The sequence below is a fragment of the Faecalibacterium sp. AF27-11BH genome, assembly GCF_003603005.1.
GTDB classification, from domain to species: domain Bacteria; phylum Bacillota; class Clostridia; order Oscillospirales; family Ruminococcaceae; genus Faecalibacterium; species Faecalibacterium taiwanense.
This window is the reverse complement of the sequence record NZ_QVGS01000009.1, coordinates 69,233-90,361: the sequence shown is the minus strand read 5'-3', so window position 1 is coordinate 90,361 and position 21,129 is coordinate 69,233. Positions and strand designations below refer to the sequence as shown.

General features: G+C 58.7%; 15 protein-coding genes and 1 other annotated feature (1 of these 16 running past the window's edge). Of the genes, 3 read left to right on the top strand and 12 right to left on the bottom strand.

Translation table 11 applies throughout. The annotated features are described in order from the left end of the window. Positions 1-61: 61 nt before the first annotated feature. From DWY76_RS09890 to glgB, 11 genes are all read right to left on the bottom strand, one after another. Positions 62-1,099: a GDSL-type esterase/lipase family protein gene (locus DWY76_RS09890; protein ID WP_120081239.1), complete on the bottom strand. Its 1,038-nt coding sequence runs from the start codon at positions 1,097-1,099 to the stop codon at positions 62-64. 205 nt (positions 1,100-1,304) lie between these two features. Beyond that, on the bottom strand, positions 1,305-3,041 hold the full coding sequence (locus DWY76_RS09885; RefSeq protein WP_120081238.1) for a class I adenylate-forming enzyme family protein: 1,737 nt from the start codon (positions 3,039-3,041) through the stop codon (positions 1,305-1,307). 221 nt (positions 3,042-3,262) lie between these two features. Then, positions 3,263-4,192, bottom strand: coding sequence for an ATP-binding cassette domain-containing protein (locus DWY76_RS09880; protein WP_120081237.1), 930 nt, complete (start codon positions 4,190-4,192; stop codon positions 3,263-3,265). Between the two features lies 1 nt (position 4,193). Next, the gene (locus DWY76_RS09875) at positions 4,194-5,246 is read right to left on the bottom strand and encodes an ABC transporter ATP-binding protein (RefSeq protein WP_120081236.1); all 1,053 of its coding nucleotides are present in this window, start codon (positions 5,244-5,246) and stop codon (positions 4,194-4,196) included. Between the two features lie 12 nt (positions 5,247-5,258). Continuing rightward, positions 5,259-6,290: an ABC transporter permease gene (locus DWY76_RS09870; RefSeq protein ID WP_005944541.1), complete on the bottom strand. Its 1,032-nt coding sequence runs from the start codon at positions 6,288-6,290 to the stop codon at positions 5,259-5,261. Further along, complete coding sequence (locus tag DWY76_RS09865; RefSeq protein WP_097776451.1) at positions 6,290-7,231, bottom strand: ABC transporter permease; 942 nt, start codon at positions 7,229-7,231, stop codon at positions 6,290-6,292. Before DWY76_RS09865 ends, DWY76_RS09870 begins: the two co-directional genes overlap by 1 nt. A 256-nt stretch (positions 7,232-7,487) precedes the next feature. Next, on the bottom strand, positions 7,488-9,521 hold the full coding sequence (locus DWY76_RS09860) for an ABC transporter substrate-binding protein (RefSeq protein WP_243112007.1): 2,034 nt from the start codon (positions 9,519-9,521) through the stop codon (positions 7,488-7,490). 154 nt (positions 9,522-9,675) lie between these two features. After that, entirely contained in the window at positions 9,676-11,025 is a 1,350-nt protein-coding gene (locus DWY76_RS09855) for a 4Fe-4S dicluster domain-containing protein (protein ID WP_120081234.1), read from the bottom strand. Positions 11,026-11,028: 3 nt separating this feature from the next. Next, the gene (tig, locus tag DWY76_RS09850; RefSeq protein WP_005944537.1) at positions 11,029-12,003 is read right to left on the bottom strand and encodes a trigger factor; all 975 of its coding nucleotides are present in this window, start codon (positions 12,001-12,003) and stop codon (positions 11,029-11,031) included. Between the two features lie 36 nt (positions 12,004-12,039). Next, entirely contained in the window at positions 12,040-13,959 is a 1,920-nt protein-coding gene (locus DWY76_RS09845; protein ID WP_120081233.1) for a mechanosensitive ion channel family protein, read from the bottom strand. A 135-nt stretch (positions 13,960-14,094) separates the two neighbouring features. Beyond that, on the bottom strand, positions 14,095-16,044 hold the full coding sequence (gene glgB / locus DWY76_RS09840; RefSeq protein ID WP_120081232.1) for a 1,4-alpha-glucan branching protein GlgB: 1,950 nt from the start codon (positions 16,042-16,044) through the stop codon (positions 14,095-14,097). Between the two features lie 236 nt (positions 16,045-16,280). On the opposite strand from glgB, the gene DWY76_RS09835 reads away from it, so the two are divergent. The 3 genes from DWY76_RS09835 to DWY76_RS09825 all read left to right on the top strand — a co-directional run bounded on the left by DWY76_RS09835 (position 16,281) and on the right by DWY76_RS09825 (position 18,885). Next, entirely contained in the window at positions 16,281-17,639 is a 1,359-nt protein-coding gene (locus DWY76_RS09835) for an alpha-amylase family glycosyl hydrolase (protein WP_005944533.1), read from the top strand. A gap of 79 nt (positions 17,640-17,718) precedes the next feature. After that, a complete protein-coding gene (locus DWY76_RS09830; protein WP_005944532.1) occupies positions 17,719-18,237 on the top strand; it encodes a transcription repressor NadR in 519 nt (172 codons plus the stop codon). A 96-nt stretch (positions 18,238-18,333) separates the two neighbouring features. Then, complete coding sequence (locus DWY76_RS09825; protein WP_097776457.1) at positions 18,334-18,885, top strand: TetR family transcriptional regulator; 552 nt, start codon at positions 18,334-18,336, stop codon at positions 18,883-18,885. Between the two features lie 436 nt (positions 18,886-19,321). Here the strand turns inward: DWY76_RS09825 and asnB are convergent, their stop codons facing one another. Then, positions 19,322-20,896 (bottom strand): asparagine synthase B, encoded by a 1,575-nt coding sequence (gene asnB / locus DWY76_RS09820; protein WP_005944530.1) that lies wholly within the window; start codon positions 20,894-20,896, stop codon positions 19,322-19,324. Between the two features lie 64 nt (positions 20,897-20,960). Continuing rightward, positions 20,961-21,129 (bottom strand) — a binding site (T-box leader); it runs 94 nt beyond the window's last position.

Below are 21,129 nucleotides of genomic sequence, written 5' to 3'. Positions count from 1 at the left end.
AACAGAACAGCGCAAAAAAAGCCTGTCTCGTAAAATGAGACAGGCTTTTTTGATGGAAAGCTCACTTCAGAGCATTCAAAATCTGGTTTGCAATGTACTGGTGGCCCTTAACGGTGGGGTGGCCGTCGGCAGCGGTCTGCGCACGGGGAATGTCCACATAGATCAAGCCTTCCTGTGCGGCAAGGTCTTTGGCAAAGCGGTTCAATTTGCTGAAATAGCTGTTCCATGCGGGCAGCAGCGGCACGGGATTGGTGTAGCCCAGCAGCACGATTTTGGCATCCGGGTTCAGTGCGCGGATACTGGCCACGATCTGCGGCAGGCTGGCGGTCACATTGGTATAGGCCTGATCGCAGATCTCATCCATGCCGCGGAACAGCAGGCGGTTGGTGGCGCGGCTCTCGTCAAAGGTAAGGGTCATACGGTTCAGCGCTTCGAGGAAGAGCCCAAGCTTCTGGAAGTTGAAATCACGCAGGGCACCGCTGACCATCAGTGCGGCAAGCTGCTCGCTCTTCCAGTTGGTGGCCTCGCCCAGACCTACGATGCAGGGCACCAGCGCGTCGTTGGAGCCGATCTGGATGGAAATGATATCGGCCTTGCGCAGATACTCCTGATATTCCGGGTAGACGTAATATGCGCCGGAAGCCTGATTCATCTTGGGCATGGCGCTGTTCTGCACCATATCCAGCATGTCAGGGCTCATCAGGCCGGGCAGGCCCAGATTGATCGCGTGCTGGCGGTCCAGCCCAAGGCCCTTGCCCACAAGGGCGGTGTAGCATTGGGAAGGGTAGCCCTCAAAGTTCGGCTGCAGATCGTAGCCGATCTGGGCGATGTTGTATTTCATATCGGCAAGGCCGACACCGGAGGTGATGCTGTCGCCCAGCGCCACATAGGTGAGCTGCTGCTCCGGTTCGCCGGCTGTCTGGGCATCGGCGGGCAGGGCGGTCTCCTGCTCGGCAGGCGCTGCGGTCTGCTCCTGCTGAACCTCTGCTGCTTCGGCGGCAGGCAGCTCCGTCTGTTCGTCGGCAGCAAATGCAGGCATGGCCAGCAGCACAAGCGCTGCCGCTGCGGCCAGAAAGCTGGCAAACTTTTTGTTTTTCATTGTAATTCCTTCTTTCTGGAATGACTGCACCTGTGCGGCACAGCTGTTGTCTCTATGATAAAATGGAAAGTAAAAATTGTCAACTGACAAAATTCAAAAAATTGCGGCCATCGCTGCGTCCGTATTCTGCGGTTCCTTCCATACAAAAAAGCTCTCCCTTTCGGGAGAGCTCAGTGTCTGAAAAATTACAGGGTGAAGTTCAGAATCAGTAATCGCGGGGAGTGATCTCTTCTTCCAGCTTGCGGTAGTCCACCTTGCCAACAGGGGTAAAGGGCATTTCGGAGATGAACTTGTAGCCCACCGGCTGCACATACTCCGGCAGCTCTTCATTGCACAGCTGGCGCAGTTCCCGCACGATCTGGCGCTTTTTCTTGTCGCCTTCCGGGTCCAGCACCACGTAGACGAAGGGCAGACGGCCCTGCACATGGTCCTTATCGGTGCAGCCCACCACCGAGCATTGATGCACGGCCGGGTGGCGGCTGATGACGTTCTCGATCATGGACGGGAACACCTTGAAGCCATCGTGACGGATGATCATGCGCTTGATGCGGGAATCCAGATACACAAAGCCGTCCTCGTCCATGTAGCCGACATCGCCGGTGTGTGCCCAAATCTGGCCGTCTGCATGGCGGCGCAGGATCATATCGGTCTCCTCGGGTTTATTGTAGTAGCCCTTCATGACGGTGGGGGTGCAGATGCAGATCTCGCCGCGCTCACCGATGGGCAGTTCGGTCTCGGTGCCAGGCTCAAAAATGGACACCACCGTGTTCAGCATGGGAATGCCCACGCTGCCGGGCTTGGTCACGTTGCCGGCGGCAACGGTAGCGGCAGAGGCGACCTCGGTCATGCCGTAGCCCTTGGCCAGCGGATATTCCACGTTGTGCGCCTTCAGGAACTCGTTCACAGTCAGCTCAGCGCCCAGCGGCAGCGAGTCGCCGCCGGCGGCATAGTTGCGGATGAAGGAGAGATCCTTCTTCTTCTTGAGCAGCGGAGAAGCTGCCATCTGCTGGTAGTGGGCCGGAACGCCGAACATGTGCTCGGGCTTGTGCTTCCAGATCAGTGCGCCCAGCTTGTCGGGGTCCAGATTGGGGATGATGACGACATGCAGGCCCATGACCAGCGGCATGTGCACGCCGCAGGCATAGCCGTAGGCAATGAACGGAGGCATGACGTTCATCAGCTTCTGGCCGCGGCAGAACAGGTTGCTCTGGGCGATGAATTCGTGGGCCAGAGAGTTAAAGCAGTCGTCGGTCAGCATAACGCCCTTGGGCGAACCGGTGGTGCCGCCGGTGTGCACCACCACGCAGGCGTGCTGCGGGTCGTAGGGTTCGGCGTTCATGCTCTGATCCTTGCCCTGTGCAATAAAGTCCTTCCAGTGGATCACATTGGACTTGTAGCGGTTCTTATCGGGGTTGGTCAGCTTGTAGCCGACGGCCAGATGCAGCGGCAGAGAGTCTGCGGGGCTGATGACCAGAACGCGCTCCACATTGGTGCGCTTTTCTGCCTTGTGGCAGCGCTCATAGGTCACATTCAGGCAGATCAGCAGGCGGGAATCTACCTCTTCGATGTACTCGTGGATGCCCTCAACGCTGTAGCGCGGGTCCACCAGATTCAGCGTTGCACCGATCATATCGACAGCGTAGAAGGCGTAAATCACCTCGGGGGTCATCACGCTGACAACGGTGATGATGTCGCCCTTTTTCACGCCGAGAGCACGGAAGGCGGCCGCGGTTTTCTTGACATTCACAAAGAGGTCTGCAAAGGTGAATTTGCGGCCATAATACTCCAGAGCGGTCTCGCTCAGATGGTTCTTGTTCTGATGGCAGAGATACTCAAAGGCGCTGCACTTGGGCAGGGGCATGTCGATGTATTTCTGGTCATAGTACTTCAGCCAGGGCTTCGCAGTGGACGCATAGAGCGGTTCACGCTGTTCAGTAGTCATAGAATAAAGTCCTCTTTTCTTTCTTCTTCTTTTCATTGCCAAAAGCCGACAACTTTGCAAAGAAGATGAAAGCCGCCGGTCAGAACACGCTAATAACTCAAAAATCAGAATCAATGATGCAGATTCTATTGTAGTGGAGCTGCCGGAGAATGTCAAGAAATAAACTTTGAATGTTGCGTAAAAGAGCCGTAAAACAACGATTCAGCCCGAAATGTTGGGGGTCAGCGCGGCAGCCACTGCTCGGCTTCGGCAGCGCTGCACAGTACAAAATGCTCAGGCCGCAGTTCGCGCCACTGGGGGGCCTCTCTGGAGTAGTCGTGCATGGCGGGGTCGTACACCAGCAGCTTTTTCTGCCGCTCCCGGCGGGGGTCCGGCATGGGAATGGCGGAAAGCAGGCTGCGGGTATAGGGGTGGATGGCGTGGGCTGTCAACTCTTCGGCCCCGGCCAGCTCCACGATGCGGCCCTTGTGGATGACGGCGATGCGGTCGGAGATGTAGCGCATCACGGAAAGATCGTGGGCGATGAACAGGTAGGTGATGCCGCGTTCCTTCTGCAGGCGGCGCAGCAGGTTCAGCACCTGTGCACGGATGGACATATCCAGTGCACTGATGGGCTCATCGGCAACGATGAACTCCGGCTCCACGATCAGGGCCCGGGCAATGCCGATGCGCTGGCGCTGTCCGCCGGAAAATTCGTGGGGGAAGCGGGAGGCAAATTCCGGCAGCAGACCCACGTCCAGCAGAGCCTGACGCACCTTTTCCTCCTGCTGGGCGGTGGAAAGATCAGGCCGGACGTTCTGCAGGCCTTCGCCTACGATGTAGCTCACCTTGGCGCGCTCGTTCAGCGAGGACTGCGGGTCCTGAAAGATCATCTGGATCTCTTTGATGATCTGCCTGTCCAGCTGGCGGGAAATTCTGCCGTTGATCTTCTGGCCCTTATAAAGGATCTCGCCGCCGGAGGTGGGCAGAATGCGCAGGATGGCGCGGCCAATGGTAGTTTTGCCGCTGCCGCTTTCGCCTACAAGGCCGAAGGTCTCGCCCTTATAAATTTTAAAGTTGGCATCCTGCACAGCTTCATATGCTTTTTTGCCGGAGCCGTAGGTTACGTTCAGGTGGTTCACTTCCACAAGAACTTCGCGTTCATTTTTCATCTTACAGCCCCTCCTCTCGCAGCGTTTTTACCGCAGCAGGCGGCTCAATCTTGGGTGCCCGGGGGTCCAGCAGCCATGTTTTGGCCTTGTGGGTGGGCGTTACCTCAAAGTAAGGCGGGCGCTTGACAAAATCGATCTTCAGTGCCTGCGGGTTGCGGGGCGCAAAAGCATCGCCGCGAATTTCCGCAAACAGGTTTGGCGGTGTGCCCACGATGTTGAACAGGTCCTCGCCCTTCACGCCCATCTGCGGCATACTGGAAAGCAGCGCCCATGTGTAGGGGTGGCGGGGATCGTAATAAATTTCGTCAGCAGTGCCGATCTCCACAATGTCGCCTGCGTACATCACAGCCACGCGGTCTGCAATGTTTGCCACAACGCCCAGATCGTGGGTGATCATGACGATGGTCAGATCGTACTTGAACCGCATCTCCTTCAAAAGCTGCAAAATCTGGGCTTGAATGGTCACGTCCAGTGCGGTGGTAGGCTCGTCGCAGATCAGGATCTTGGGGCTGCAGGCCACCGCAATGGCAATGACCACACGCTGGCGCATGCCGCCGGAGAACTCGTGCGGGTACTGCTTAAAGCGCTTTTCCGGGTCAGAGATGCCCACATCCCGCAGGTATTCCAGCGTTTTTTCCTTGGCGGCAGCACCCTTTAAGCCCTGATGCAGGGCAACGGCTTCCATGATCTGTGCCCCGATGGTCTTCAGCGGGTTCAGGCTGGTCATGGGGTCCTGCATGACCATGGCAATCTCTCGGCCGCGTACCCGCAGCCAGTCCTTTTCGGTTCTGAGGTCAGAAAGGCGCAGCGGCTTGCCGTCCGCCATGCCGTAGTAATCAATGGTGCCGCTGGTAATGGAGCCGTTGGCATCCAGCAGGCCCATGAAGCTCTTGGTAAAAACGCTCTTGCCGGAGCCGCTCTCGCCTACGATGGCAAGCACCTCTCCCTGATAGAGGTCAAGATCGATGCCACGGATGGCGTGCAGCACTTTTCCACGCAGGTTGAACTGGATGTTGACATCTTTTGCGGAGAGAATGAGCTGGTTGTGTTCCATGATATCCCCTCCTTACTGCAGATGGTTTTTCGGATCGGCAGCATCCGAGAAGGCGTTGCCGATCAGATAGAACGCAATGGTAACAAAGCTCAGGATGAGGGTGGGATACAGCAGCTGGTAGCGCAGCCCGGCTTGCATCATCACCTTGCGGCCGTCGTTGACCAGGTTGCCCAGCGAGGGGGTCTCCACGGACAGGCCCAGACCGATGTAGGTGATGAACACCTCGTTGCCAATGGCTTCCGGGATGGTGAGGGCCATGCGCAGCATGATGACCGAGACGAGGTAGGGCAGCAGGTTGCGCAGCACGATGCGGATGGTGGGCGTGCCGATGCAGCGGGAAGCCACATTATAATCCCGGTCGCGGATGATGAGGATCTGGTTGCGGATGAAGCGTGCCATTTCGATCCAGCCCTTGATGGCCATGCCAAGGACCATGGTCCAGATGCTGGGGGTGGCTACATAGGAAATGAGGATCAGCACGATGGCGGTGGGAATGTTATCGAAGATGTTGTACAGCTCGGTGAACACAAAGTCCAGCCCGCGCACATAGCCCCACAGCACACCGGCGGTAATGCCCACCACAGCTTCGATGAGGGCCACGAAGAAGGCGATAGTCAGACTGGTGCGTGCACCGGCCCAGATGCGTGCCCACAGGTCCTGACCGATGGAGTTGGAACCCCAGATAAAGCCGTCCTGCCCGGGGGCGATGTTGCGGTACTGGATGCCGGTCACAGGGTCCACAGCGCACAGGTTCGGGTCTGCCTGACCGGGCAGGTGGGGCTGGATGAAGGCAAAGGCAACCACGACCACCAGCGCGATCAGCAGGGCCACGGCGAACTTGTTCTTGAAAAAGGCACGGAAGGTGCTGCCCCAGTAGCTGTAGTTGGAGCTGGCGGTGGCTTCGGCCTGTTCCTCACTGAACCCGGCGGGGGTGAACAGCTCATCCTCTGGCAGATTTTCCCAGCCGGTGCGGCGCTGTGCCTGAGCAGCATTCAGCTGATCCTCCAGCTGCTTCGATTTTTCGCGTTTCAGAAAAGAGAGCATCAGCGTCCACCTTCTTTCTTGCCAAAGTTGATGCGGGGGTCAATGAGCACCATGAGCACATCGCCCAAAATCAGGCCGATGATGCCCACGCAGGCGTACAGCAGCACGATGCCCTGCACCATGGTGTTGTCGTGGCGCTGCACACAGGTGACCAGCAGGCCGCCCATGCCCGGGATGCTGTACAGGCTTTCGATGTAGATGGAGCCGACGACGGTGTTCAGGAATGCGGAGGGAATGTACTGCACCAGCGGCACCATGGCGTTGCGGAATACGTGGTGCAGGGCGATATTGTTCTCGCTCACGCCCTTGGCGCGGGCCAGCTTGACGTAGTCCTTGTTGCTCTCGTCCACCATATAGCGGCGCAGCCACATGGCGTAGAACGCAAGGTTTGCAAGGCTCATGCTGCACACCGGCAGCACCCAATAGCGCCAGTTGGCGGCATCGAACAGCAGGCCCACGCCCATGGCGGTGGTGCCGTACATCTGGATATACAAAAAGTACACTGCCGCAGGCACCGCCTGAATGAGCACGATGAATGCCGTGCCCAGCTTATCCGGCCAGCGACCCTTATAACGGCCCATGACAAGGCCCAGCGGGATGCCCAGCACAAGGCTCAGCAGCATGGCCAGCACACCCATTTCGATGGAAATGGGCAGCTTCTGGGCAAGGATCTTGGTCACGGGAGCGTTGAGCTTGTAAATGTGGCTCACGCCCAGATCACCGTGCAGCGCATCCCGCCAGAAATGGCCGATCTGCACCGGCAGCGGGTCCAGCAGGCCCATGGACTGCAGCCCGGCCTGGATCTGTGCCTCGGTCATTTTTTCGTAGTTTGCAAAGTAGCCTTCCACCGGCATGAGCCGCAGCAGGCAGAACACCAGCGTCACAATGACGAACAGGGTCAGAATGGAGCGCCCGATGCGTTTTGCGAGATATTGCACCATAGCTGTGCACCTCTCTTTTCTTTATAAATACAGATAAGTATAGAATAACGCAAAATCTTACGTTTGGAAAGTGATTTGTGAGTTTTTGCGGGAAAAATGGGGAGCAAACAAAAACTCCCTCAGCCTTTGCTGCGCAAAGCCAGCTCCCTCGGGGAGGGAGCCCTTGGCATGACGGGAAAGTTTCCGGTTTCGCCAGAGGCCCCATCCCAGAGGGGGCTGTCTGCGCAGCAGACTGGGGGAGTTTCCGATTCAGTTTTTACCGGGCGTCGCGGTTCTGGTTGTACTCCTCCATGGAAACGTAATGGTCGAGGATGTGCACGCCCTTCAGACGGTTGGTGGAAAGGCCTGTGGGCGCGTACTGGCCCTCCCACAGGTTCAGGCGGGTGGCAATGTAGGGCGGCACCGGCATCCCCAGCGGGATGACCAGTGCGTTCTCGATCAGAAAAGCTTCTGCATCTGCAAAAGCTTCGTACCGGGCATCCAGATCCTCGGTGATGGTCTTGGCGTTCTCCACCATGGACATGTACTGCATCACGAGGTCGGCGGTCTCGCCGGTCACGATGCCGTCCTCCACGCCGGTGCGCAGGAAGCTGTAGCAGGTGCCGCGGTCGCCGGCTTCCTGATAGAAGGGGTACACCTCGGTCTCGGGGTCGGAGTAATCGGCACCCCAGTAGTAGGACATCAGCTGGTAGGCACCCACCCGGCGCACCGCATTCAGGAAGTTGTCGGACGGACCCTGCGTGATGATGATGCTGATGAAGTCGAAGCCGTCGTTCAGCACGGCTTCCACCTGCTGCTTGAACACCTGACACTGCTTGTCCCAGTCCACCACAGCGGGGTTGTACGGATACTGGATCTTGATGGGGAAGGTGACACCGGCGGCGGTCAGCTCTTCCACGGCGGCATCACGGTACTCTTTGGCCTTGGCTTCGTCAAAGAAGTCGGAGAGGTTTGCAAGGCCGCCGCACTCAGTATAATCCACGCCTTTGCTGTTGGCACAGAAGGACGGCGGAGTGATGGTGTGCAGCTTGTAGTTATCGTAGCCTTCCGGCGCGGTGACGGCCAGCGTCACAGACGGATTGATGGCATACAGGAAAGCCCTGCGGAAGTTGGTGGAGTTGATGGCCTTGGCCCAATTGTCCGGCTCGTACTGGGCATCCACGCCGGTCACGGTCCAGTTTGAGAACTCGTGGCGGTAGGGCAGGAAGTTGAAGATGTAGAAGTAGCTCTTGCCGGTTTCCGGGCGCTCCATGGAAACCATGTCCTTGGTGGTGTCGTCGGCCAGCCAGCTGTCCAGAATGTCGGAGCTGATGGTAGCCTGATCGATCTCGCCGCGCTTGACCATCTCCGGGCCGCTGATCAGCTCTTCCTGATTGTAGATGTAGCGCACCGTGTCGATATAAACGCTGTCGGCATCGTAGTTTTCGGGGTTCTTCTTCATCACCCAGTTTTCCAGCGGAGTGTACTCGGCCAGATAGAACGCGCCGCAGCTGCAGGCGGTCTCGGCACTGGTGCAGAACTGGTCGGCAAACTCCTCCAGCAGCGGGCCGTAGGCAGGCTCGTAGGGAGCGTAGCTCAACAGGCTGAGGAAGCCGGGAAAGTCGAAGTTCAACGTGTAGGTCAGGGTGTGGTCATCCACAGCCTTCACGCCCACGGTGGAAAAATCCACAGCCGGGTATTCGGTGGTGGTGCCGTCGGCGGCAGCGGCGGTCACGGTGCCGTTGGCATCAATGGCGTAGGTAGTGCCGTCCTCGGCCACGGTGCCGTTATTGGCGTTGTTGCGGTAAACGCAGTAGTTATAGTAGTCGTCCGCACCGGCCACATAGGGGGTGACAAGGCTTGCAGTGGAGGAAGCGTAGTCCGGGTTCAGCACATAGGCCAGCGCATCCACAAAGTCCTGCGCGGTCACAGGGCCAAGCACCTCGCCGTTGCAGTCCACCCAGTTCTCATCCCGCAGGTGGAACGTCCATGTCAGGCTGTCGGCATCCCACTCCCAAGCAGTGGCAAGGCCCTCCCGGATCTTGCCGCGGTTGTCGTACTCCACCAGCGTGTCGATGCACTGAGTGCCGTGGTAAAGGTCCGGGTCAGCTGAGCAGACCAGATAGTTCAGGGTGGCGGGCTGACGGGAATACAGCACGGTGTAGGTGGAGCTGCTGCCGGCAGCGCCGGTGCTGCCGCCATTGGAAGCGGAAGAGCCGCCGCAGCTGCTCAGCAGACCAGCCGCTGCTACAGAAAGGGCGGCTGCACCGCTGCCTTGCAGGAACTGGCGGCGGGAGATGGAATGAGCCATAGTAAAATCCTTCTTTCGTAAGATCTTGGCAAAAGCTTGCTTCGTGCTTTGGGATAAGAAAGGGGTAACGGAAATAGCTCCGTTACCCCTTTGTAACAGTCGGTGGCCACGGTGCGTGGTCTTATGGTCAGTATAGCATTGAATCTGTGCGCCGTCAATCGTTTTTCGGTGTGTCGGGCACATCCTTTTCTGCGGTGTTTTCCGGTGCGGCAGCAGGGGTTTCGTCCAGCGCGGCGGGGGCTGCTTTTTCCGGGGTCAGTGCTGTGATCACGGAACCGGCCGCAGCGGTTTCTGCGGGGGCGGCAGCCATCTGTACAGCTGTCTCAGCAGCGTCGGCACCGGCTTCGGCTGCTGCCTTGGCGGCTTCCTCTGCAGCCTTTTTGGCTTCGCGCTCCTCACGCAGCTGCTTTGCCTTGGCAGCGGCTTCTTCCTGCCGCTTTTTGGTGCGGGCCTTGATGCGGCACACGGTGCACACACCATCCACACTGCCCGGCGCAATGGGCTTGCCGCATTCCTTGCACAGGGTCTTGGTGCATTTGTGTACACTTACCGGGCCAAGGGTGGTGAGCTGGCGCAGCTTCATGCCGTTGATGCCATGGTTGGAGCAGGAGGCCACGCACACCTCGCACTCGCTGCACTTCCACGGCGTGATGACGATGCGGGTCTGGCCGTCGGGCAGGTCCTCCAGCTTCAGCGCACCGGCGCGGCAGGCCTTTTCGCACTTGCCGCAGCCAAAGCATTTATCGGTAAAGTTGGGCAGGTAGTAGCCGTACTTCAGCGGCGTTTCCATGGATGCCTTCAGCTGCTTTGTGCGCTGGTGCAGCAAAAGGCGGAAATCCACACCGCCGTCGTCCTCGCTGTGCAGGCCGGGCAGCATCTGCAGCAGCTTTTTGGTGCCACTTTTGGAGCCGTGGCTCACCTGCTCAAACATTTCGCGGCGGCTCAGCTCCTTTACGTGGTAGAGCGCTTCGTCCGGCTCGTAGGCCAGAGTGAACCGTGCCTCGAACATGGGCTGGCCAAAGAAATCCACAAGCCTTGTCAGCTCCTTGCGCAGCTGGGCGGCGCACAGGTCGTTCTCACATTCACCGCAGGGGGTCAGGTCCAGCACGATCTTTTTGTTCAGGGCAAGGTAGGCCAGTGTCTCCCATGTGAGGGCAGAGATGCAGGTGCGCACCATGGAATTTTTGCGGGTGGACTTTTCGCAGCCGATCCAGATGGTGTCATTGTCGGTATCGGCGGCAGAGGTGTCCCGCTGCACCTGCTCCGGCGAAGGGATGATGCAGCCGCTGCGGCAGGCAGAGACACACAGGCCGCACTCGGTACAGGGGTCCCAGTCCTTCACAAGGTTCGGGCGGGTAAAGATCTGTTCGCCATAGGGGCAGATATCCTTGCACTCGGTGCAGGGCTTGCGATGGGGATGCAGGTTCCAGCACTGGCGGCGGTTGATCTCGGGATGGGTAGTTTTCATCAGCATATCCATCGCGGTGCGTGTAAAAAAGCCCATAGTTTACTCCTTTTCCACAACCGAAGTGATGTTTGCGTGGTCGATCAGGAAACGCTGCACCTTCTGAGTGGTCACGGCAGAGGCCACAGCGTCCCGGCTGAGCACATTGCGGATCTCGGCTTCCGGGGTATCGTGCAGCTTGGAAAGGCGGACGTACTCGGCATCCACCTCTGCGTTGGACACGGTGATCTGTTCGGCCTTGGCTATGGCCTGCACCGCAAGGATGCTGCGCATCTTGCGCTCGGCATCCCGGCGGAAGGCGGCGCGCACCTCGTCCGGTGTGGTCTGGCCTGCCTTGCAGTACAGCTCCATGGTCATTTTGCTGCGGCGCAGCCGTTCGCGCAGGGCGTTCATGTCATGGTCGGCATTCTGGTCCAGAATGGCGTTATCCAGCTCCGCCGTCAGATTGGCACCGGCCATGCCCAGCAGGGCGGCTCCGGCAATTCGGTCGGCGTTGGCCTCGTGGGAGCGGCGCTTTTTCTCGCGGATGCTCTCCTTCAGGGCATCCACCGTATCAAAACCCAGTGTCTTGGCAAAGGCATCGTCCAGCGGTACAGGCTGCTTTTGCTCCACGGTGTGCAGGGTGATGGCGAATTGCGCTGTTTTGCCGGAAAGCTCCGGCACCCGGAACTCGGCGGGATAGGTAAAATCGAACCGGAAGCTCTCGCCTGCTTTGTGGCCGTACACGGCATCCTCGGCGGCGGGCATCAGCTGACCGGTGCCCAGCACCACGGTCACATTTTCCATTTTGCTTTCCGGGATGGGTGCGCCGTCCATGAAGCCCTCAAAATCCAGCGTGACGCGCATCCCGCGCGCGGCGGACTTTTCCACCGGTGCAAAGGGGGCGTGGGTGCGGGTGAGGTTCGCCGCCTCCAGCTCCACGGCCTTTTCCGATACCGGGCGCACCCGGCGGGTGAATTCCAGCCCCTTGTATTGGCCCAGCGTGACCTTGGGCAGGGCGTTTGCATTCTGTTCCATGGGAAATACTCCTTTTATATCCAAAGCGTTTGCAATTTAAAGTCCATGTCCGGCAAGCCAGGCTTCCGCCACCTGCGAGAACATTTCGGGGTAGAGGGCATCCTCCTGCGCGAAGGCATCCAGATAATACTCCACCTCAGCCCGGTCGGCAGGCTCGGTGCGCTCCCACACGGTGAACACGGTGCCGTTGCCCATGTCAAAGCTGGCGGCCTGCGTAAAGTGCTCATCCCGCGCGGCGCAGAAGAGGGCATTCCACCGGCCGGAAAGCTCGCCACCGCTGACAAAGGTCTGGGGGAGCGGCTCTGCGGTGAGCACATACTTTGCTTCGAAGAACCGCACCGGGAACTCGTGGGTGCCCGGGATGGAGATGCCGGCGGCCAGCTTGCCCTGCAGCTGGATGTCCGGCAGGGCGGCGTACTGGAACATGTCTGAGTTGTACAGCATATCGTGGGGGATCATGTAGGCGAACTCACCCTTTTCCGCATCGCAGTGGGCATCGATCCAGTCGTCCACGCGCTGGATCTGGGCGGCATCGGTGCGGTCGTAGGTGAGCTTGTCCAGCCGGACGAATTCCGACACGGCCTTGAGGGGAAAATGATCCACCACAAAGCCCGGCAGAGCAACGGTGGTCAGCGGCGAGCAGCGCACGGACACCGCAAACACCATGGTAAAGCCCCAGTAGCAGAGCTTGACGGCGGTGTGCTTTTTCAGGCCGTCGGCCAGTGCGGCGGAACCAACGAGGAACAGCAGCAGCCACCCAGGCACGAACAGCAGCATCTGGTGGGAGCCGGTGTTCTGTACCCGGGTAAACAGCACAAGGCTCACCAGCAGCTCTGTCCCTGCAAGGCAGGGCAGGGCAGGCAGACGGCGTTTTGCGGCAAACCACAGCCCCATTCCGATGAGGATGAAGTTCAGCAAACCGATGCGCAGTGTCTGTGCGGCCAGCTCCAGCGTGATGCCGCCGAAGTTGTAGTAAGAGTAGCGCCCGGCGTAGTCAAAGCTTAAAATTTTGCGCACCATGGGCAGAAGCAGCAGCACCATGGCCCCGGCCGCACACAGGCCGAACACCACCAGCCGTACCATGCGGTGCACAGCGCGGCTGGGTTGGCCATCTTTTGCCAGCCGGATGCTGGAAACTGCCAGCAGCAGCACGTAGGCAAAGCAGTAGCCCACCACAAAATATAAGTACCAGCGCCGGGTGAGGATGATGCCCGCTGTGGCGGCGAAGATGAGCAGATAGCGGGGCAGGTCGATGCCGTCAAAGCGGTAGTCCAGTGTGAGCAGCATAAGCATGAAGGCAAAGATCAGCCCGAACCAGTCCGGCTGGCCCAGCACCGCCGACATGCGCACGAACGGGAAGGTAGCGCACCACGAAAAGCCGATGAGGAAATACCAGAACCGGTTCTTTACCCGTAGCATCCGGCCCACCTTGACCGTCAGGCCCGCCAGCAGCACCAGCAGGCTGGGCAGTACGCTGAATACCTGACAGAATGCGTAGTCGTCGCCGGTCTTGCCGCTCAGGCAGAACGGAAACTCGGTGAACAGGGTGATAAAATTCGTATAGTCCTCGGTGATGGAATCGAGGAGAAACCGGAAGCCTGCGCCTGTGCTCTGGGCAAAGGCGGCTTCGGCATGATACTGCTTTAGAATGTAGTTTACGTAGTCCCAGTGGTAGAGGAAGGTGCGGCTGCCGAGGGTCCAGTAAAAGTAAAGCACGGCCGCTGCCCACAGGCCCACCAGCACCGCCTTGTGGAACAGGTCCAGCTCCACACCGGCCCGGCGCAGCACCAGCAGCGCCAGTGCAAACAGTGCTGCATTGCACCACAGGCTCAGCAACGGGAAAAACAGGCCGCTGCCCGGTGCGGCAAGGCCGAATACGATAAGCGCCAGCGCCCCGGCAGCAAGGCCCAGCCAGACCTTTCCAAGGACAGACAGACGGGAAACGATTCCACTCATCCCAAAAACCTCTCAGCTGCAGAATATCACAGCTACAGTATAGCAAGCAAAATCTGCACTGTCCAGCCGCAGGGCGCGGAAAACAGCAAAATGTCCCGCAGCTTTGAACGCAGACGGGACATTTTGAAACGAATATTACTTGTTGGAATTGGCTGCGGCCTTTGTGCTGCGGGCAGCGCGGCGCTTTGCGTTCAGGGCTTTGTTGGCGCTGATGCGGGCCGCATCGGGGTTCGGGGCCTCCGGCGCAAGGCGCAGCAGGCAGCTGCCCATGGCAGGCAGGTCTACTGTAAGGGTATAGTCCCGACCAAACACACCGCCATCGGTGGTGTGAAGCTTTGTCTTGCGGCGGCCCTTCAGTGCACCGCCCCACTCGGGGGATTCGGTGTTCAGCACCTCCTCGGCACTGCAGGGAAAGCGCAGATACAGCGGGAACTTTTTGTGGGCGTGGTCCTGCGTGTTCATGGTGCACAGCAGGCTTTCGCCCCGGCCCTTGCGCAGCCATGCGTATACGCCCTCGCTGCGGCTCTCGCAGGCCACCCACTCAAAGCAGTCGGGGTTGTACTCGCCATCGTAGAGTGCAGGCTCAGTGGAATACACCCGGCACAGGTGGGCAAAGTATTTCTGGAAGGCATCGTGGAAGGGATATTTCAGCAGATCCCAGTCCAGCTCCCGCTTTTCGTCCCACTCCCGGAAGTGTCCCATCTCGTTGCCCATGAAGTTCAGCTTCTTGCCCGGGTGCATGTACATATAAAAATACAGGGTGCGCAGCTGGGCGCATTTTTCCGCATAGGTGCCCCACAGCTTATCGATGATGGTCTTTTTGCCGTGCACCACCTCGTCGTGGCTCAAGGCCAGCAGATACAGCTCGTTGTAGAAGTAGTGCATGCTGAAAACGATCTTGCCGTAGGCATTTGGCCGCTCACCGAAGGGGGTAGCAAAATAGTCCAGCGTATCATGCATCCAGCCCATATCCCACTTGTAGTCGAAGCCCACGCCGTCGTAGCGGGTGGGAGCTGTCACCTTGAGGAAGTTGGTGGAGTCCTCGGCGGTGTAGATGCCGGTGGGCCAGCGTTCGTTCAGGCCGTGGTTCAGGCTGCGCAGAAAGTTCACGGCACCCTCGTTCACGCCGCGGTTCGGGTCGCCCTGCCAGTACAGCGCGCGGGAGATGGCATCCATACGGATACCGTCGCAGTGGTATACGTCCATCCACAGGGCGGCAGCGCTGTTCAAAAAGCTGCACACCTCGCGGCGGTAGTAATTGAAGTTGCAGGTGCCCCACTCGCTGTGGCCCACATCGCTGTCGTACTCGTAGAGGTAGGTGCCGTCAAACTTTGCCAGAGCGTCGGCGTTGGCGGCAAAGTGCACCGGCACAAAGTCCATGATGACGCCGATGCCCATGCGGTGGCAGGCGTTGACGAAGCCGGCAAACTGGGCGGGAGTGCCGTAGCGGCTGGTAACGGAAAAGTAGCCGGTGGTCTGGTAGCCCCAGCTGCCATCGAAGGGATGTTCGGCCAGCGGCAGCAGCTCCACATGGGTAAAGTGATGGTCCAGCAGCCATGGGATCAGCTCCTTGGCCAGCTCCTCATAGTTATACCAGCCGTCTGAGCCGTCCTCCTGCTTGCTGCCGGGCTTGTGCCGCCAGCTGCCAACGTGCATCTCGTAGATGTTCAGCGGGCGGTTGCGGCATTTGTCGCGGCGCTCCATCCATGCGCTGTCGTCAAAGTGGAAGTCCAGCTTTGTCAGACGGCTGGCCGTGCCCGGCCGCAGCTCGGTGGAAAATGCGTAGGGGTCGCTGCGCATCACCACACTGCCGTCGGCACCATGCACCCGGTATTTATAAAGGTCGCCCTCTGCAAGGCCGGGGACGAATGCGCTCCACACGCCGGTATCGGCTTTTTCCATGGGCACGCCTGCCTCCCAGCCGTCGAAGCCGCCGCAGACTTCCACTGCCGTGGCACCGGGGGCCCACACCGCAAAGCGCCACCCTTCGGTGCCGTTGTCAGAGCAGGGATGCGCACCAAGGATGCGGTAGGCATCAAAGCAGTCTCCATTGAAGAATTCACGGGGAATGGCGGGGTAATTCATGCAAAGATCTCCTTACATTCTATGATAGGCAGCGCCCGGCGGCACTGCATGTGACACAGGTGTTTGGGCAATATATCCAATAAGAACAAGACGAAATGGGGCATAGTGGCTGATATTCTTGTAGATTCTTGACAAAAATCGGCAAAAATTAACATGTTTTACAGATTCTGTGCTATACTATTCCTGCCGCCGCAGTGGGCGGAGGCTGATTTTTTTGTATGGGAGCGGTATGAACAATGGCTTGGTATGACAACGCGGTATTTTATCACATCTATCCTCTGGGGCTGTGCGGCTGCGCACATGAGAACGATGGGCAGGCGGTGCCCGGTGCGTTTAATAAACTGAACGCATGGGCTGAGCACGCAGCGGACATCGGCTGCACGGCCATTTATATCGGCCCGCTGTTCGAGAGCGGTTCCCATGGCTACGACACCATCGATTACCGGCTGGTAGACCGCCGCCTTGGCACGAACGCAGAGTTCAAGGACTTTGTGGCCCGGTGCCATGCCCGGGGCCAGAAGGTGATCGTGGACGGCGTGTTCAACCATGTGGGCCGCGATTTCTTTGCGTTTCAGGACCTGAAGGCAAACCGCGAGAACGCCCGCTATAAGGACTGGTTCTGCGATGTGAATTTCTGGGGCAACAACGAGTACAACGACGGCTTTTCCTACGGAAACTGGGGCGGCTTCAATCTGCTGGTCAAGCTGAACCAGCGCAACCCGGAGGTGCAGAACTACCACTACGATACCATCCGCTTCTGGGTGGATGAATTTGACATTGACGGCATCCGTCTGGACGCAGCCGATGTGCTGGACTTTGACTTTATGCGCGGTCTGCGCCGCCTTGCCAACGAGGTAAAGCCAGAGTTCTGGCTCATGGGCGAGGTGATCCACGGCGATTACAGCCGCTGGGCAAACCCGGAGATGCTGCACTCGGTGACCAACTACGAGCTGCACAAGGGCCTGTGGAGCGGCCACAACGACCACAACTATTTCGAGATCGCCCACACCATGCGCCGTCTGCAGGGCCTGTGCCACGATACCCGGCTGTATCTGTTCTCGGACAACCACGATGTGGAGCGCCTGCCCAACAAGCTGCGCAACCGGGAGCACATCCGCCACATTGCAATTCTAGTATATACGCTTTGGGGCATTCCGTCCATCTATTATGGCTCAGAATTTGGCATTGAAGGCAAAAAAGAGTGGGGAAGCGATTGGCCGCTGCGCCCCTGCCTGGAACTTTCCGACTTCAAGGACGCTGAGACCACCAACCCTGTCACCAGCGTGTATGCCGCACTGGGCAGACTGAAGGCGGAGCTGCCGGAGCTGACCGACGGCGAGGTGAAAGAGCTGCAGCTCACCACCCAGTGCTATGCTTTTGCCCGGGTGCTGGATGGAAAGGCCTGCGTCGTGGTGCTGAACAACGGCGACAGTCCCGCACAGCTGGAATTCCAGCTGCCGGTGGAGGCATCCTCTGCAAAGGACCTGTTGGCCGACACGGTGGGCGCACAGCCCGTTTTGACCAGCATGGAGTGGGGCCGCATGAAAGTGCAGCTGCCCTCCAATTATGCTACCATCCTGCAGCTGGAAAAGTAAACGCATTCTTGCATGATCCGCCGTCTTTTGCTACAATAAGAGCATAATACCGTAAAGCGGAAAGGAAGCTTTGAAAACCATGAATGCAGCGCAGCGCAGAGAATCCATTCTGAAACGGCTCAGCGGGGCCGAAGCACCGGTCAGTGCCAGCGCACTGGCGGCTTTGCTGGGGGTCTCGCGCCAGATCGTGGTGGGGGATGTGGCTCTGCTGCGGGCAGGCGGTGCGCAGATCGATGCAACGCCCCGGGGCTATCAGCTGCACCCGGCGGAAAAAGGCTATACCGCCATTCTGGCCTGCGTGCACAGCACCGAGGACGAGATGCGCACCGAGCTGTACACCGTGGTGGATCAGGGCGGCATCGTGGTGGATGTGGCCGTGGAGAACAGCCTGTATGGCGAGCTGCGCGGCAACTTGAACCTTGCCAGCCGCTACGATGTGGACAACTTCATCCAGCAGGCCAAAGACACGCCAGAAGCGCTTTTGAGCCGCATGACCGGCGGCGTGCATCTGCACACCCTGCACTGCCCGGATGCCGGGAGCTTTGAGCGCATCAAAAAAGAGCTGGAAGAAAAAGGCATCCTGTACCGCAAGGAGTGATGCGGATGGGGATAGACCCAGTATAAAAAAGGCTGAGGGCCTTGTCTATCCGCAAAACAGGAAAATGGTTGGATAATCAACGAAAAAGCAAAAGAGGTGGGTTTTCTGGATATTCGCATTGAAAAAACGGAGCGTGCCATCAAGCAGGCATTCATGGAGCTGCGGGCGCAGAAACCGCTGGAAAAGATCAAGGTCAAGGAGCTGTGCGATCTGGCCTGCATCAATAAGTCCACCTTTTATGCGCATTATCAGGATATCTATGCGCTGGCCAACGCCATGGAGGACGAAATGGTGGAGGTGGTGGTGGAAAGCCTGCCGCAGCTGACCGCCCGTGATGTAAGCGAGCGCACCGAGTGGCTGACCCGGGAAATGTTCCGGGCGTTTACCCGGAATCAGACCGAGATCGGCATTCTGTTTTCCGGCTCCCGTCAGGGGCTGTTCATCAACCGCGTGGAAGCTGCAATGAGCAAATGCATCTCGGAGAGCGACCCCTCGTTTGATGCCGACGTGGTGCGTAAGATCGTGCTTTCCTTCTGCGTGCAGGGCTGCTACTACACCTTCACCAGCTACTGCGGCCAGATGGACGAAAAGCGGCTGGTGGCTCTGCTTGCGTCCATTGCACGCGCGGCACAGAAGATCCGGATGTAACACAACAATTTAGAATGCCCGCCGCGTGCGCTTTGGGCATGAATAGCGGAAAAATAATTTTAATAGAGCAATGCCGGGCGGTCTGCGGACCGCCCGGCATTGCATTTTCACAGATGGAGCTTGGACGGCAAGGGGCGGATGCCGCGCCTGCTTCCTATGGAAGCGGCGGCGTAGCGGGGGAAGAGCTAGCCCTCTCAGCCTCGCTCCGCTCGGCAGCTCTCCCAAAGGGAGAGCCCTTGGCATGGCGGCAAGGTTTCCAGTTTCGCCAGAGCCTCTCCCTTTGGGAGAGGTGTCACCGCAGGTGACGGAGAGGGTTCCCTCTCGTGAAAAAGTAGATCGGGAAAATCCGCAGATTTTCCCGATCTACAAATTATAGAATATTCTTTCCGCTATTCATGCGCAAAGCAAAGCGGAGCGCATTCAAAATGGTCTGGCGTTACACGCCGGAAGCACCGTAGTTTGCCAGCACGCGGGCCGAGGGGTCGTTGACGTTGCAGTTCGGCCATGCCTTGTTGGGCATCCAGAAGCCCACGATGGTGCGGCTCTGGTCGTGGTAGTACTTCTCGAAAATTTCACGGTAAAACAGGCTTTCCTTGGTGAACGGCATGCAGTGGGCCGAATAGTTTGCCCGGCGCAGCTGGAACTCTTCATCGGTGTAAAGGCTCTCGGCATACTCCTTGATATCATCCACCATGCTGTGGCCCACAGCGTCCGAGAAGGCGGCCTTCTCGCGCCACAGGATCTCCGGCGGTAGCCAGTCGCCCTCAAAGGCCTTGCGCAGCAGGTACTTGCCCTTGCCGTAGCTGTTCAGCTTCTTTTCCGGGTCAATGGCCATGACGTAACGCACAAAATCCAGATCACCAAAGGGCACGCGGGCCTCGATGCTGTTGGAGGAGATGCAGCGGTCGGCGCGCAGCACATCGTACATGTACAGCTCACGGATGCGCTTCTGGCTCTCCTGCTGGAAAGCATCGGCGGTGGGGGCGTAGTCGGTGTACTTGTAGCCGAACAGCTCATCGGAAATCTCGCCGGTCAGCAGCACCCGGACATCGGTCTGCTCGTGGATGGCCTTGCACAGCAGGTACATGCCCATGCTGGCGCGGATGGTGGTGATGTCCCAGGTGCCCAGCAGGCGGATGACCTCTTCCAGACTGTTGATGACCATATCCCGGTTGATGATGATCTCGTGGTGCTCGCTGCCCAGATATTCTGCGGTCTGGCGCGCATATTTCAGATCAATGGCATCGGTGTCCATGCCAATGGCAAAGGTGCGGATGGGTTTGCCAAGCTTCTTGGCGGCAATGGAGCACACCAGCGAGGAATCCAGACCGCCGGAGAGCAGGAAGCCCACAGGGGCATCTGCGTCCAGACGCTTCTCTACGCCTGCGATCAGCTTTTCGCGGATGTTCCGCAGCACGGTGTCCATGTCGTCCTGCATGGGGGCGGGCACATCGGCAATGTCCTCATAGCGGACGAAGCGGCCATCGCAGTAGTAGCTGCCAATGGGGAAGGGCCGGATGTCGTCGCACCAGCCAATGAGGTTCTGCATCTCGGAGGCGAATGCAATCTGGTGGCTGGACTTGGAGTAGCCGTAGAACAGCGGACGGATGCCGATGGGGTCGCGGGCGGCGATGAGCCGGTCCTTGCGGGAATCGTACATGATAAGCGCGAACTCGGAGTCCATGTGGCGGAACATATCCAGACCGTACTCATAGTACAGCGGCAGCAGGATTTCGCAGTCGCAGTCGGACTGGAACTTGTAGCCGCGGCGCTTGAGGATCTCTTTCTCAAAGCGGAAGCCGTACAGCTCGCCGTTGCACACCACACAGTCGGCACCGCGGTAGAAGGGCTGCATGCCTTCCGGCGTCAGGCCCATGATGGCAAGGCGGCCAAAGCCCATCAGACCAAAAGGCCCTTCCACCACACGCTGGTCGTCCGGGCCGCGCATGACCGTGCGCAGCAGGTATTCCTTGAATTTGGCGGCACTCAGATCGTGCCCGGTATAGCCCATAACACAACACATATTTCTTACCCCTCTTTTTAAATAAAAAATACGGCAGCCCATTCATCCCAATCGCTAGGACGAATATGCTGCCGTATCCGTGGTGCCACCTAAATTACCGACATAAAACCATGCCAGTCACTTTTGTGCGCTCTCCCCGTTGAAAGCACTGCCGCGATAACGAGCGGCGCACGTCAGCCCCTACTGCTGCATAAACAGGTTCAGGGTGAAGCTTGCGGGTG

Coding starts and splice junctions, on each gene's coding strand:
- DWY76_RS09890 (WP_120081239.1), bottom strand. CDS start 1,099: ATGAAAAACAAAAAGTTTGCCAGCTTTCTGGCCGCAGCGGCAGCGCTT.
- DWY76_RS09885 (WP_120081238.1), bottom strand. CDS start 3,041: ATGACTACTGAACAGCGTGAACCGCTCTATGCGTCCACTGCGAAGCCC.
- DWY76_RS09880 (WP_120081237.1), bottom strand. CDS start 4,192: ATGAAAAATGAACGCGAAGTTCTTGTGGAAGTGAACCACCTGAACGTA.
- DWY76_RS09875 (WP_120081236.1), bottom strand. CDS start 5,246: ATGGAACACAACCAGCTCATTCTCTCCGCAAAAGATGTCAACATCCAG.
- DWY76_RS09870 (WP_005944541.1), bottom strand. CDS start 6,290: ATGCTCTCTTTTCTGAAACGCGAAAAATCGAAGCAGCTGGAGGATCAG.
- DWY76_RS09865 (WP_097776451.1), bottom strand. CDS start 7,231: ATGGTGCAATATCTCGCAAAACGCATCGGGCGCTCCATTCTGACCCTG.
- DWY76_RS09860 (WP_243112007.1), bottom strand. CDS start 9,521: ATGGCTCATTCCATCTCCCGCCGCCAGTTCCTGCAAGGCAGCGGTGCA.
- DWY76_RS09855 (WP_120081234.1), bottom strand. CDS start 11,025: ATGGGCTTTTTTACACGCACCGCGATGGATATGCTGATGAAAACTACC.
- tig (WP_005944537.1), bottom strand. CDS start 12,003: ATGGAACAGAATGCAAACGCCCTGCCCAAGGTCACGCTGGGCCAATAC.
- DWY76_RS09845 (WP_120081233.1), bottom strand. CDS start 13,959: ATGAGTGGAATCGTTTCCCGTCTGTCTGTCCTTGGAAAGGTCTGGCTG.
- glgB (WP_120081232.1), bottom strand. CDS start 16,044: ATGAATTACCCCGCCATTCCCCGTGAATTCTTCAATGGAGACTGCTTT.
- DWY76_RS09835 (WP_005944533.1), top strand. CDS start 16,281: ATGGCTTGGTATGACAACGCGGTATTTTATCACATCTATCCTCTGGGG.
- DWY76_RS09830 (WP_005944532.1), top strand. CDS start 17,719: ATGAATGCAGCGCAGCGCAGAGAATCCATTCTGAAACGGCTCAGCGGG.
- asnB (WP_005944530.1), bottom strand. CDS start 20,896: ATGGGCTATACCGGGCACGATCTGAGTGCCGCCAAATTCAAGGAATAC.